Below are 14,325 nucleotides of genomic sequence, written 5' to 3' on the forward strand. Positions count from 1 at the left end.
GAGTCTCCCAGCCTCAGGTCGTTCCGACGGAGCCCCGACCATGCCCAAGAATCCATACAGCCTCAATAGCGGCATTCAATGCGGGGATATTCGCCTGATCGGCGATGGAGGGTACGATGGCTACATCTTCCCCCCCCTGAAAAAAAGTGAACGAATTTTATCGGCCTCTAAGCCAGAGGCCAAACCTACCGCCAGAATATTCAGATTACGCCACTCAACCATTTGACGGGCCATATATGCGATGGCCATGCCTATACTCAGGGGATCGTACGTGCGCTGCTCCAACTGCCATCGAACAAACTTTTCCTGAAGCAAACGTCCAAGTTCAGGGGGGAGTGAGCCCTCTACGAGCTGCAGGTCACCCCAAGGTGTTCCCCGAAGGAGCTTCTCGATCGACGACTCCTCCATCAGGCTCTTCGTCGAGAGCCACGCTCCACCGTCGAGGTAAGCCACCGGACAATCTGAGGTGTCAATATCCCGTCGAAACCAGATATGCAGATTCCAGAGATCGACCATCCTGCCAAGAAACTCGGAGACCATCCGAGCCCCCTGTCCCGAGCGGTCCAGGACCTCTCGACACCTGTCCAAAAGCCCCGAAAGATACGCCCGTTCAGCCCTGGGGACAGAGCCGTTTTGCCGAAGGATCAAAAAGGCTTCAAACAGGGCCTGGACCACGGGGTTCTCCACGTTATAGCAACGTTCCAAGACATCTACAATCCGATCACAGTCAACCCAGAGATCGTGAAAAAAGGAGCTACTCAACATTCCATAGTCATGCCACCGTGGGGGCATATTGGAGAAATTGTTCCCATCGTACTTTCGAAGCAGCGCCCTGCCGTTAAACACATCGGAGCGAACGCACAAGGGCCACATGAGATCAAACGGCTCGCCATCGGCCAAGGACACGACCCATCGAAACCGCTCAGAGGACCCGGAAATCAGAGCCACCTCAATTCGATCAAGGGTCGATGCGTCAGAGGTGGCAAGCTCTCTGCGATAGTGGAGAGAATAGAAACTTGAGAGTAAAGCCTGCTCCACGTCATCCAGAGAGGCCTCAGCCATGCGGTCGAAAAACTCCTCCTCGTAAAATTGTTCCCATCGCCCTCTTAGACGAGCATTAAGATATCCGTAATTTTCCCAGGAGAGACCTATCCTCGTCAAGAAGCCCTTCGAAGAGGACCGCCAGCTCTCGGACAACCTCCGGGAAAATCTTTTCAAGGCGAACCCTGAGGGTGTTCTCAAGGACAATCCCTCCTTCGTCAACGGTCGCCACACAGCCACCCCATGGATCCTCAGATACTGGGGTTACCTTGTAGCCCTCTTGCGCCATGACCTCCGCCAGATCCTCCGGCACAGCCAGGATGGCATCAGGACCGAGCACCGACAAAGCCTCGTCCGCCAGAATACGAAGCCCTCGAAGACGGGCCTCTCGGGAGGAAAGACGCTCCATAATGGCCTGCTCCAAAGCCAGCCGAACTTTCGAAAGAAAGTCTGATCGAAGCCGGTCGAGATCCTTTTGGATCGCTCCCCGGAGGCGAAGATCCACCATACACCGAAGGTCAGCGACCTCCCGTGCGTGTTTTTCCCGAAGACGACCGATCTGAACCTCCACCGCCCGACGACGATCAGCGATCATATCGGCGATCTCCTCCTCAAGTTGGGCTCTGGCTCTCGCCAGCTCTTCCTCCCCCTCAGCACGAAGTGCTTTGAGGAAGCCCTCCAGATCAGAGTCCTTCGCCATAGGCTCACGCAAATTGAAGTATCAACATAATGGCCACCACAAACCCCAGGATCACCATGGTCTCTGGAATGGCCTCCAGGATAATCATGGAACCAGCAGCCTCAGGCTTCTCTGCAAGGGCCCCCACCGCAACACTCCCGATCTTTGCCTGAGCAAAGGCCGTAGCGATCGCAGGAATCCCGACGGCTAAAGCCGCAGCAAAAGCGATCAACGCTTTTTCCACTTGGTCGTCCTCCCTTTCCTTGAAAATGGCCTATATTGGTTCCCCCCACCGCTGTGAAACGTTCCCATAAACTCGACATAATGCAGACGAGCAGAATGAAGCCCAGACTCAGCGATGGCCAAGACAAAATTAAGAAGGTGAATGGACAAAGCGATGAAGACACCCAGAAAGGAGACCCCCAACACGTCCACAAAGCGAGACGCCACCATTGCCAGGATTGCCGATGACAGACCGATGGCACCTATTCGGACATAACTCAAGATACTCCCGAAAGAGCTCATGGACTCCACCAGACCTCCGACACCACCGCCCGCGACCAAAAAGACCAACCCCAGAATCAGCGCCGCTACGGCGACGGTGAAAAAGCCCTGAGGGATCAGCCCCTTGGCAGCACACAGAGCGCCAACCATGGCAAGAACTATGATCATGTTTCCACCCCGCTCCATCCACATATGACGAGATCGGTTTCGGATTCCTTCCCAGACACCGAGAGCGAGCCCCATCAGGATATGGGCCAAACCCAGGGCTATGGTGAACCCCAGCACCGGGATAACGGCATGGGATCGCTCAACCCAGAGAGGTTCGAACCCCAAAAGGCGATGAGCGGTGTCCCCAAAACACTCGCCATAGGCGACACCCCAGGCGACACCCCAAAAAGCCACGATCAGGAGCACGAAAGCTCCGTCGGCTATCAGAGGCTTCTTCGTTTTTTTTCGAATCGTCCAGGCCAGAATCGCCAGGATCGAACCGTACCCCACATCTCCGATGATACAACCGGCAAAGAACGGGAAGAAAATTCCGATCATCACCGTAGGATCCGTCCCATGATATCGAGGCAGGGGAACCAACCGAAGAAAAATCTCAAATGGGCGAAAAATATCTCGATTAGACAGGGCAGTGGGGACAGCGTGCCACTCGTCGGAGACTGGATATCGCCAACGGACAAAAACCTGCTCGCCAAACGCCTCGGACAGGGCCGTCAGAAGTGGATCAAGCTCGTCCTCAGGGAGCCACCCCTCCAAGAGGAAGGTCTTCCCCATTGAGGTACCCTGTTGTTCCACCACCAGCTGCTCAAGCCGTTCGTCCATAAACATGAACAAAGCTCCAAGCTTGGGACCCCATTCCTCTCTGACCCGGTCCAACGTGGCATTGATTTCAGCCACTTGTTGAGGATGTTTTGTCAGCTCCCTCTCGATCTCGTCGATACACCACAGGAGACCATGCTCCTCGGAGGAGAGCGGCGCAGTCCATGCGATGAGGCCAGAAGCTTCAAGTTCCTGTCGTATCAGGGCTCGATACTCGACGGGCACACCTATTGCGATTAAAGCCTCCTGATCGCCAAGAAAAAACGAATGATGATGGAGCTCCAGTGTCGGCCCCTGAGCGCTTTGGGACGTCAGAAGCTCCTGGAGTTTTGAGAGAAGGGATGGTATCTGGTCGTGGCGAACCCACCACAGGGAGGAGTCCCTATTGGCCTCAGTCTCAGCGGCCATGAAGGAACGAAAATGGACGGTCACATCGTGAGCAGCATGTAGTCGATCCCCATCCCGCCCCAGATCGGCCCTCCGTTGAAGGAGAGTGGAAAGCTGCTCCTTAAAATGATCCAGGCTCCTGTCGATCTCTACGATCATCTGATGAAGAGAGATGTCCGTAGCCGGCTCGACGTCAAAGAGGGAACGATCATCCAGAAGATCCCACCGATCCCACTTCAGACTTTCGATCATTCCCAGGAGTTTGCTCCTGAGAAGCCGAAGGGCATCTGCGTCCTCATCGGATATTCTGACGGCCTCTCCGTGCTCCACATGGAGCACTCCCTGGCCTTGAAGAAAGGCCACCAGATCCCTTTGCCGGGAGGCCAAGCCCCAAATCGCAAGCCGAACCATCGTTCGAATCACGGGACCACCCCCCTCGAAAATCCGGTGACTCGGTCGACAGCCCTCTCGATCAAGGAATTGAGCGAGAGAGACTCTAAACGCTTCTCAAAGGCCTGGAGTTCAATCCGATCCTCTTCTCTCCTACGGACCTCCTCGTCGAGAAGCTCCGACTCAAGAGCGCTCTTCTCCGACGCAACAGCGTCCCATGTCCGTTGAACCATCTCGTCAAGGTTGCGTATCGCCTCGGCTCTCTCGTCCTCAAGGGCCCGTCGTTTCCGCTCAAACTCGTTCTCGATCTCCAAACGACGACGCTCAAGCTCGGGGCTCTCACTCCACCCTAAACCAGTCAGCCGGTCAGACTCCATGTGCGGATCCGCCTTCCATAAGGAACTCACAAAACGCCCCTCGATCGATGACCCCAACCAACTTACCTCCGTCCACAACGGGAAGACGCTTTATCTTTTTCCGGAGCATGAGGTCAGCAACCGTCATGATGCTGCTCTCTGGAAAGACCGAGACGGGATCCTTCTGCATCACCGTCTCCACAGGGTCGTCCTTCATGGCACCAAAGCGCTGAAACAACAGATTTCCATCGTTGCCCAAAAAGGTGCTCTGAGCCAGGACCTCCAGATACGTGGGGATCGTGGGCTTGAGAATATCCGATTCAGAAAGATACCCAACCAGCGCCCACGAATCATCGATAACAGGCACACCTGCCAGACCATGCGAGTAGAGGATGTGCAGGGCGTTCAAAAGCCGATCCTCTGGACTGACCGCAGTCAGATCCCGGCTCATTATCTCCCTAGCTATGACGGACATCGTCCAATTTCCTCCGACGGCCAAGACCAACTTTTTCCAAAAGGACAGCCACAATAAACCACACGAGAGCCCCGTCCTGTTTAAGGCGCCACGGCTCCTGAATAAGACGGTACAGCCACTCCATTCCGACTTTTTGCCACAACTGGGGAGCTCTCTTGAGACGACCGGAAATAACGTCAAAACTGCCACCGACACCGACAGCCACGACATCGGGAAGGTCGTCGAGGTGGCTATCCAGCCAAAGTTCCTGTTTAGGCACCCCCAGGGCAGCAAACACAAGTCTGGCACCAGAACGACGGATATCTTCGACAACCTCCGTGTCGTCGTCGAAGTAGCCATCCCTGTATCCAGCCACAATCAAACCAGGATAGCGATCCTGAAGGACCGAGGCTGTCTGCATCACAACGTGGGCACGACTCCCCAAGAGGTAGATCGGCCATCCCTCCGACGCAGCCAGCCGGCAGAGCCTCTGCATGAAGTCGATCCCGGCAACTCGCTCGTTAACCTTCATTCCCAGAAAACGAAGCCCCCAGACCAACCCAACACCGTCCGGCAAGGTGAGCCACGCTCCATCGGCCACGGAACGATACTTTTCATCGTGCCGCGCTCGGATCAGAGACAGAGCGTTAACGGTCACCACCAACGCAGAGGCCCCCCGTGCCAGAAGCTGAGCCCGAACTTTAGAGAGAGCATAGTTCATGGAAATACCGTCAACCGACACCCCCCACAGGCTGGAGCTCTCTCGAAAATGCGATCTCCGAAGGCAGGAGACCTTAACCGAAATGGAAACGACCAGAACAGCCAAGAGGGCCGGTCGAGTCGTCTCGTCGATACCGATCTGGAGGAAGGAGATCAAGGCTCCGATGGAAAGGCACAAAAACGTGACAAACTTCACCGCCTCCGGGTGGTCAGCTCCTCGATCCATCATTCTATGATAGATGGACAGCTGGCCCCAGCGTCCCAAGGGCACTGCGTGAGCGATGAGATTCAAAGACACCTCAACCAGGGGAAGAGCGTAGAGCCCCAGAGGGATCACCATCAACGTCGTGATGGTCACCCCTTTTGAGACTCCCACCAGGGACGTCCCTGCCACCAGAACCCCCCAAAAAGCCGAAAGGGACGTACCAAGCCGTCGGTAATTATGCCCCAGACGACTCCAGAACACGGCGGTAAAAGCCAAGCCCGCCAACGACATGACAAAAGCACCCCCCAGGGATTGGCCGGATACGGACGAGATCAGAAGGATTAGGGAGAAACTTACGCCCAGCAAATGCCCCGCAAGACCAGGCACCTCGTCAAGGCGATGAAAAAGCAGGGGAAAGACGGTGACCCACAGGGCAGTAGCCCCAATGGAGCCAGCCCTGGAGAGGTAGAGATACTCACCACCGGGAAGGCCAATGAAGCTGATCCGGGGCCCCACGAAAGCGAACAGGATACCGAGAAGACCGTATAACCACAGAGAATCCCTTTGCGGCAACAGCATATGCTGAAAGAGACCGACGACAGCCCCTAAAAGAGCCATGGCAGCAACGACACGAATATCCCCCCTGCCGGTCCAGAGGGAAAAAACCATCCAGGCTCCGACGAGAGTCAAATCTCGCATATAGTGGTATCTTTCCTTAGTCAGGGTCCTTCGATAAATACGCTGGAGCACAAAGGAGACGAGAACCAGAAGGGACAGGACCAGGAAAAGCATTGACGGCATGGAGTGGATCACAGTGCAGAACGACCCCCTTCAAGTAATTCTGAACAAAACATACCCCAAAATACAGGGCTATCGCATAAATTCCACAAATAAATATTCTCGAAAGACAAAAAACCGCAGCAGGAGCAAAACCATGGGCAGCTCGACACTCGATAAAAGTCTATCGACAGCACAATGATGTACATTATTGTACCAGTGAGCACAGGCTTTTTCCATGCCATACGGCGATTTCCGTGGAAATAAACGGGCATTTTTCCGACAAATCAACGACAGAGGAAACGTATAGAGCCGAGTTTCCAGGTCAGACGTCGGCTGAAAGCCGACGTCTGACCTGGAAAAATCACGAGATCGGCGAAATCTCGGTCACCCCGCCCATATAGGGACGAAGAACCTCTGGGACGTCGATACCACCGTCGGGACGCTGGTAATTCTCCATGACGGCGATCAGCGCCCGGCCAACGGCTATACCCGATCCGTTTAAAGTATGGACGAATCGAGGCTTTCCACCGTCGGCCGGTCGATACCGGGTATTCATACGTCTCGCCTGAAAATCCTCACAGTTGCTGCACGAACTGATCTCCCGATACCGCTCCTGGGAAGGCAACCACACCTCGACATCGTAGGTCTTGGAGGCGCCGAACCCCATGTCCCCCGTACACAGCACGATGACCCGATAGGGCAGTTTCAAAAGCTGAAGGACCTCCTCGGCGTTGGCGGTCAGGGACTCAAGCTCGTCGTAGCTGCTTTCAGGCGTGGCAAGCTTCACCATCTCCACCTTTTCAAACTGGTGCTGTCGCATGATGCCCCGGACGTCCTTGCCATGACTGCCGGCTTCCTTTCTGAAACAGGGGGTATAGGCCGTGTAGTACAGAGGCAGATCGGCTTCCTCCAATATCTCGTCTCTGTGAAGATTCGTCAGAGGGACCTCGGCCGTGGGAACGAGCCATAAATCCTCATCTGCGATCCGATACAGGTCGTCGGCGAACTTGGGGAGCTGACCGGTCCCGGTCATCGTGGCCGAGCTCACCATAAAGGGAGGGTTGATCTCCTTATAGCCGTGGCGATCCACGTGGAGGTCCAGCATAAAGTTCATCAGGGCCCGTTCCAGCCTGGCACCAGCACCAGCCATGACGGTAAACCGACTCTGAGCCAGGTTAACACCCCGTTTGAAATCCAGGATCCTCAGGTTCTCACCCAGATCCCAGTGAGCCAGAGGCTCGACATCGAACGTCTTGGGCGTCCCCCAACGACGAACCTCCTGATTCGCCTCCTCGTCGGTCCCGAGGGGCACCGAGTCGTGGGGCTTGTTGGGAATCTGGAGCATGAGGTCGGCCAGATCCTGGTCCACCTGACTCACCTGACGATCCAGCTCCTTGACCTCTTCTCCGATAGCCTTCATACGCTCCATGACAGCCGTCGGACTCTCGCCCCTGGCTTTGGCGGCACCGACCTCTTTGGAACCGGCGTTCCTCTCCGCCTTGAGATCCTCAACTTGAGCGATCAATTCCCGACGTCGAGCATCCAGGGAGATCACCGACTCCAGGTCAAAACCGTGCCCCCGAGCATCCAAAAATCCTCGGACCTCGCCGAGATTTTCCCTAACGTATCTGATATCCAGCATGCCTATCTACTCCTCCCCAACGATTCGGATCTCCCGCAGGAGATTGACCATCTCCAACGCCGAGACAGCCGCCTCAGCCCCTCTGTTACCGCCCCTCCATACGCCTGAGCCGTCACCGGAAGAGCCCGATAACGACACCTCCCATATGACGGGCACCCGCTGTTCCAGACCAACCCGCAGGGCACCGGCCGCGGTCTCCGGGAGCCCCTGAGCGTCGGTCCACTTCTCTGAGGGGACGACACCTAAAGCTATGACAGCATCGTATTTTCCCGTCAATGCCAGCTCCTTGGCGATCAACGGGATCTCCCGAACTCCGGGAACCCAGACTACGTCCCAGTCGTTCCCTTTGACTCCATGTCTGGAGAGGGCATCCTTAGCCCCCTCCAGCAACCTGGACGAGACAAAATCATCGGACCGGGCCACCACGATCCCGAAGTGCCCCCCCTGAAAGGTCAATTTTCCCTGATAGACTTTCACGATAGCTGCCTCCCTCTATTGTATGTAAAAGATTCAGCGCACAAGGATATGCCCTCGAACCCAGTGCGTCGTTTACCCCATAGCCGACAACCTCATACCTCAGCTCCCCCCGAGATAATTCAGGATATTCTCGGCGTGCTTGTCACCGATACCCGGAACGACCATGAGCTCCTCCGGGGAAAGACGGGATATCTGATGGACGCTGCCGAACCGGGCTAGAAGAGCTGCGGCCCGCCTCTTGCCGATGCCGGGAATATCCTCCAGAGCCGATCTCCTGAGACGTTCCTGGCGCTTGCCCCGATGGGTCGTGATGGCGTATCGGTGAGACTCATCCCGAACGCGTTGAAGCAGCCGAAGAGCCGGGTCATTTCTCTCCAGAACAAGCGGTTGGTCGGAACCGAGGGTGAAGATCAGCTCCTCACGCTTGGCCAGGGATATGATCGGGACGGCCAGGCCCAGATCGGTCAGAGCGTCGGCGGCAAAGCGAAGCTGCTCCGGGCCTCCATCGATGAGGATGAGCTGAGGCAGGGGAGCCTCGCCGTCCAGACACCGACGATATCGTCTGGTCACTGTCTCCCTCATGGATCGAAAATCGTCGATCCCCTCGACATCGCGAATGGCAAACCGACGATACAGAGAGGGATTGGGCAGCCCCTGCTCAAAGACCACCGCGACTCCATACGTCTCGTGCCCCGAGGAGTGAGAGATATCGAAACCGTCGATCCTCCAGGGAATGGTCGCTAACCCTACAATCTCCTGAAGACGGACCAGGACCTGCCAGGTATCCTCGTCCAGATCCGCCGAGAGGGTCGCCGACACCCTCTGCCTCGAGAATCGCCACAGAGCCCGGAGGGTATCCCGAAGCCGGGCGGCCCCCTCAAAATCGAGGTTTTGGGCCGCCTTGTCCATCCGGCGGCGAAGCCGTTCCGTGACGTCGAGGGTCTGACCTCGAAGCAGCAGCAGCACGTCGTCCAGGATATCCCTGTAGTCCCCAGGCGAACACAACCCGGCACAGGGAGCCTGACATTTTCCAAGCTCATGCCGGATACAGGGCCGCTTCACCGTGACGCGTGAGAGATCCTGAGCGCACGTCCTCAGGGGAAAGTATCTCTCGATAAGTCGAAGAAGCCGCCGAAGTTCGCCGGCGCTCACGAAGGGACCGATATGCAGTCCCTCCCCCTTATGAAGGCTCACCTTCAGCCTGGGAAAAGCCTCGTCCGTGACGTGGACGTATGGATACCGTTCGTTGATCTTGAGATCCACGTTGAAGAAAGGACGCAGCTTCTTGATCAGCCGGGACTCGACGATCAGCGCCTCGGCCTCGGTCTCGGTTCTGATGGTCGATATATCCTCGACGGTCGACACCAGCTTTCTCAACCTGGGCGAGGCAAAACCGCTGTGACGAAAATATGAGGACACCCGCTTCTTCAGGGACTTGGCCTTGCCCACATAGATGACGGACCCGCCGGAGTCGTGCATCAGATAGACCCCGGGCCTGTTCGGAAAGGTCCGAACCAGCTTTTTCAGGCGTTCAACCCGATCAGCCATAAAGATCACCCTCAATCGATGGCGAAAACGTGGCAAAAAGCGCGATAAAAAGTATAATCAGGGTACATCGGGATCCATTTTCCCGCAACCGATATCAGTATGGAGGTTTTTCGTCATGACTCTCAGCCTGTATAACGACCTGACCAGGAAGAAAGAACCATTCGTCCCACTGCATGAGAAAGAGGTCCGGTTTTACAGTTGCGGCCCAACGGTATACGACTATTTTCACATTGGCAACGCCCGCCCTTTCATCGTCTTTGACGTGCTTCGCCGATACATGGAGTTCTCGGGCTACGACGTGACCTTCGTCCAGAACTTCACCGACATCGACGACAAGATGATCGACCGGGCCAACGAGAGGGGAATCACCGTTCAGGAACTGGCGGAACAGACCATCGCCGACTACTTCGAGGACGCCGACGCCCTGGGAATCAAGCGGGCCTCCGTCTATCCCCGGGCGACGGAACACATGGCGGAGATCATCGACCTCGTCAAAAAGCTGAAGACCTCGGGCCATGCCTACGAGGTGGACGGGGTCGTCTACTTCGACGTGTCTTCCTTCCCAGGATACTGCAAGCTCTCGGGCCAGAACGTGGAGGAACTTCAGGCCGGCGCCAGGATCGAGGTCAACAGCTCCAAGAAAAGCCCTCTGGACTTCGTCCTGTGGAAAGCCCAGAAACCGGGCGAACCCGCCTGGGACAGCCCCTGGGGAAAGGGACGTCCGGGATGGCACATCGAATGCAGCGCCATGGCAATGAAATATCTGGGAGAGACCCTGGACATCCACTCGGGGGGAACCGACCTTATCTTCCCCCACCACGAGAACGAGATCGCTCAGGCGGAGGCCGCCACGGGGCAGCCCTTCGTCCGGTACTGGATCCACAACGAGTATATCCTCATCGACAAGGAAAAGATGTCCAAATCCCTGGGGAACTTCATGACCGCCCGGGAGGCCCGGAAGCACTATTCCCCCCTGGCCATCCGGATGTTCATGCTCAGCGCTCATTACAGATCTCCGGTGAGCTTCGGTCCCGAGGGACTTCAACAGGCGACCTCCGCCCTGGAGCGGCTTCACAACAGCTGGTCCGATTTCAGATACGCCGTGGACACCCGTCCCCAGTCTCCGGGAGAGGTGGGACGTTTCCTGGAGGCCATGGACACCCACCGGAAGAGCTTCGTCACCGCCATGGACGACGACTTCAACACGGCCGGCGCCCTGGGAGCCGTCTTCGAGGCGATCTCATCCACTAACTCCTACGTCAAAACAGCCGAGACCCTCGACCCCAAAGCGGTTGATGTCATCGGCGGCTTCTTCCGCGACCTTGACCAGGTCATGGGCCTCATGGCCCTCGACGAGAGCTCGTCGGGGGTCGTCGACGGCGAACGGATTGAAGAGCTCATCCGCAAACGGGAACAGGCCCGCTCAGCTAAGGACTTCACCACGTCTGACGCCATCCGAGACGAGCTGGCGGCTCAGGGCATCCTCCTGGAGGACACCCCTCAGGGAACCAAGTGGAAGAAAAAAATATAACACCTTCCAGAAAAACGGCAGAAAAGAGGAGCCGCCCCGAGGTCAGGGCGACTCCTCTTGCGTTATACGCGCTATGCTCTGTCCGGTGTGTCCGTATGGCTTATTCTCCCGACTCGTGCGTCCCTCATCGCCTCAGGAAGACCAGAGGCAGGGCAAGGAGCAGCGACGCCGGGGAAAGACCTATGGCGCATCCGCCACCGGAGCTTCGATACTCATGAGCATGGGACGGAGGTGATGTCGAGACCGGGCTGAAGAGTGCCTCCACGACGTGCGCTTTCGTGACCTTGACCCGAAGGGTCTCGACGGCTCCTCGGGACTCTCCGTCGATTTTTACGTCATCGAGGACGTACCCGGCATGTGCCGTTATGCTGAGGTCCACCGTAACGCCGTTGGAGACCGTCGGGTTCGTCGGGGTGATGCTCCCGGCCCCCTCAGGAATCACGATGGTGCTCAGGATGTGGAGTCCGGGGCATGAACCTCCAGGACCGCCGATACCAGGCCCAGTTCCGGGGGGCATGAGAAGGCTGGTGTCGAATTCCTCGTAGGCCCCCATGTCCGGCTTCCAATCACGGGGTTCTCCCCTCTGGTCCGTCGCGGGGATGCCGCTACCACCGATGCCGGCGTTCCTGGCCGGGCTGTCTTTCCCTATCTCCATCGTCCAGGTGGGACCGCCGTTATTCGCCAAGGCACTCAGCAGCGGATCCGCATCGATGTTCCCCGTCCCAGAGGTCCCGTCTTCAACAACGGAGTAACTCACTACAGAAGTACTTGTTCCCCCATTATACAAATCCCCATTCACGTTATCCCAGAAGATGCAGTTCGTCACGGTGGGGCTGCTGTCACCACTGTTCAGTATACCACCACCGTTCTCACTTGCTACATTCCCCGAGAAGGTGCAGTTGGTCACGATGGGACTACTCCTATCCCAGTTGACCACCCCCCCACCGTCGTTACCTGCCACGTTTCCCGAGAAGGTGCAGTTGATCACGCTGGGACTGCTCTCCCAGCCGTCATGCTTCCCATCATTGAACATCCCCCCACCGTCGTTACCTGCCACATTTCTCGAGAAGGTGCAGTTGATCACGCTGGGACTACTCTCCCAACAGTTATACATTCCCCCACCATCTTGACTTGCCTCGTTCCCAGAGAAAGTACAGTTCATTACGGTAGGGTTGCTGTCGTTGCTGTACATTCCTCCACCGTGTTTCTGCTCTGCCACATTCCTCAAGAAGGTACAGTTACTCACGAAGGAGTTGCTGTTACTGTTATTCATCCCCCCACCCTCCTGACTTGCCACGTTCCCCAAGAAAGTACAGCTCATCACGGTAGGGCTGCTTTCCTTGCTGTACATCCCTCCGCCCCACCTTGCCACGTCTCCCGAGAAGGTACAGTTAATCACTGTAGGGTTACTATCCTCGTTGTACATCCCTCCGCCCCACCTTGCCGCGTTCCCCGAGAAGGTGCAGTTCGTTACGACGGCGTCGCTGTTCACACGGTTACTCATCCCGCCGCCACTATCACTTGCCATGCTCCCCAAGAAAGTGCAGTCGATCACGGTGGGGTTACTGCTCTCATTGTGCATCCCACCACCATATTCCCCAGAGCCTGCACAGATGGTAAAGCCATCCAGGATCGCCGTGCTATCACAACCAGTGGACATAATCACGTGAAGGCTGTTGGTCCCCATTATATGATCCGCAGACACGGTGGCTCCGTGAGCATCGTGGATATCATCACCGTAGATGTCACCAGTGAGGACCGTGACGTTGACAGAGGGATCTCGGTCAGCCGAGTTTGTCTCGGTCCCATCCCCGTTAAATCCGCCGCAGAGAGCTACATTATTGAGCAGGACAAAGGATTCGTTTGGATCGCTCCCAGAGGGGCGATAGACACCCTTCGCCACCCAGAACTCCACATCTCCACTGGCAAGGGTGACGGCTTTCAGGATCTTTCGAAACTGATCCTCGTTCAGGGCCTTCACACCCCAATCGGAACCGTCACCGCCACCGATATTTACAGAGTCAACACGCAAAATCGTCGCCGCCCAAGCGGCTCCGCTCAAGACGACTATGAAGGCCATGGTCAAAACCAGGATCGGCCCTCCTGATCTCGTCCATACTCCTCTCCCCATGCCTCTGTTTCCATCCATGACGCCATCTCCCTTCACATGGATATCATAAGACAAACGCATACAACATATGCACTTAACTCAGAATATACATTACGAACTATCTTATCCAAATTTTGTACTTTTATCATACCAATTCTCTTTTGTCAAGCACCATAAAACAGGATGCCATTGCTCAGTGATATCGTCACCCCATGAAATCAAGCGGATCAAGGTCATGGAGCTGCTGGTCAACGGGGAGATGAGCAATCAGGAGGCAGCGGAGTCCCTGAGCCTCTGTCGGAGGCGGATTATCAGGCTCAGGAAGAAGTACAAAGCTCGCGGCGAAATGGCCCTCATTCAAGGCAACAGGGGCAAACATCCCAGGCAGAGGAAGAGGAAGGGCTGTACTGCTCTTCACGCTTATATCGACGACGCTAGGGGTATCGTCGTCGGTGCGTATTTGACTGAGAATGAGAGTACCTCAGTCTATGTGTCCGCATTGGCTATGGGGAAGGAACGACGTTTGAGCACGTTTGAACAGGGGGTGAAGTGCCTCGGTACAGGCAAGCTCTTCGCTCTCTCTCCTGAGGCAAAGGGACGTGTTGAATGTTTGTGGAATGTTCTGCAGGACAGACTGCCTGGAAAGCTAAGGCTCCCTGATGTTTCTGATATTGAG

Annotated in this window: 12 protein-coding genes; 2 read left to right on the top strand and 10 right to left on the bottom strand. The window is 56.3% G+C overall.

Translation table 11 applies throughout. The features are described from left to right. Positions 1–120: 120 nt before the first annotated feature. The 9 genes from CSA35_03115 to CSA35_03155 all read right to left on the bottom strand — a co-directional run bounded on the left by CSA35_03115 (position 121) and on the right by CSA35_03155 (position 10,008). Positions 121–1,296, bottom strand: coding sequence for a hypothetical protein (locus CSA35_03115; protein PIE55091.1), 1,176 nt, complete (start codon positions 1,294–1,296; stop codon positions 121–123). 449 nt (positions 1,297–1,745) lie between these two features. Next, on the bottom strand, positions 1,746–1,964 hold the full coding sequence (locus CSA35_03120) for an ATPase (protein PIE55092.1): 219 nt from the start codon (positions 1,962–1,964) through the stop codon (positions 1,746–1,748). Further along, positions 1,949–3,859 (bottom strand): hypothetical protein, encoded by a 1,911-nt coding sequence (locus CSA35_03125; GenBank protein PIE55093.1) that lies wholly within the window; start codon positions 3,857–3,859, stop codon positions 1,949–1,951. The genes CSA35_03120 and CSA35_03125 overlap by 16 nt, the downstream gene beginning before the upstream one ends. Further along, positions 3,856–4,203 (bottom strand): hypothetical protein, encoded by a 348-nt coding sequence (locus CSA35_03130; GenBank protein PIE55094.1) that lies wholly within the window; start codon positions 4,201–4,203, stop codon positions 3,856–3,858. The genes CSA35_03125 and CSA35_03130 overlap by 4 nt, the downstream gene beginning before the upstream one ends. Continuing rightward, on the bottom strand, positions 4,193–4,657 hold the full coding sequence (locus CSA35_03135) for a CBS domain-containing protein (protein PIE55095.1): 465 nt from the start codon (positions 4,655–4,657) through the stop codon (positions 4,193–4,195). Before CSA35_03135 ends, CSA35_03130 begins: the two co-directional genes overlap by 11 nt. Then, a complete protein-coding gene (locus CSA35_03140) occupies positions 4,641–6,362 on the bottom strand; it encodes a glycosyl transferase (GenBank protein ID PIE55113.1) in 1,722 nt (573 codons plus the stop codon). The genes CSA35_03135 and CSA35_03140 overlap by 17 nt, the downstream gene beginning before the upstream one ends. A gap of 340 nt (positions 6,363–6,702) precedes the next feature. Continuing rightward, the gene (locus tag CSA35_03145; protein PIE55096.1) at positions 6,703–7,983 is read right to left on the bottom strand and encodes a serine--tRNA ligase; all 1,281 of its coding nucleotides are present in this window, start codon (positions 7,981–7,983) and stop codon (positions 6,703–6,705) included. Positions 7,984–7,989: 6 nt separating this feature from the next. Then, positions 7,990–8,460: a 6,7-dimethyl-8-ribityllumazine synthase gene (gene ribH / locus CSA35_03150; GenBank protein ID PIE55097.1), complete on the bottom strand. Its 471-nt coding sequence runs from the start codon at positions 8,458–8,460 to the stop codon at positions 7,990–7,992. Positions 8,461–8,559: 99 nt separating this feature from the next. Beyond that, positions 8,560–10,008 (bottom strand): excinuclease ABC subunit C, encoded by a 1,449-nt coding sequence (locus CSA35_03155; protein ID PIE55098.1) that lies wholly within the window; start codon positions 10,006–10,008, stop codon positions 8,560–8,562. Positions 10,009–10,123: 115 nt separating this feature from the next. Here CSA35_03155 and CSA35_03160 point away from each other — a divergent pair, with 115 nt between their 5' ends. After that, the gene (locus CSA35_03160; GenBank protein ID PIE55099.1) at positions 10,124–11,539 is read left to right on the top strand and encodes a cysteine--tRNA ligase; all 1,416 of its coding nucleotides are present in this window, start codon (positions 10,124–10,126) and stop codon (positions 11,537–11,539) included. Between the two features lie 124 nt (positions 11,540–11,663). On the opposite strand, the gene CSA35_03165 is transcribed toward CSA35_03160, so the two are convergent. Further along, the gene (locus tag CSA35_03165; GenBank protein ID PIE55100.1) at positions 11,664–13,688 is read right to left on the bottom strand and encodes a hypothetical protein; all 2,025 of its coding nucleotides are present in this window, start codon (positions 13,686–13,688) and stop codon (positions 11,664–11,666) included. A 157-nt stretch (positions 13,689–13,845) separates the two neighbouring features. Between CSA35_03165 and CSA35_03170 the strand changes: the two genes are divergently transcribed. Next, a partial coding sequence (locus CSA35_03170; GenBank protein PIE55101.1) for a hypothetical protein occupies positions 13,846–14,325 on the top strand: 480 nt, incomplete at its 3' end.

The organism is Dethiosulfovibrio peptidovorans, from assembly GCA_002748665.1.
GTDB lineage: Bacteria > Synergistota > Synergistia > Synergistales > Dethiosulfovibrionaceae > Dethiosulfovibrio > Dethiosulfovibrio peptidovorans_A.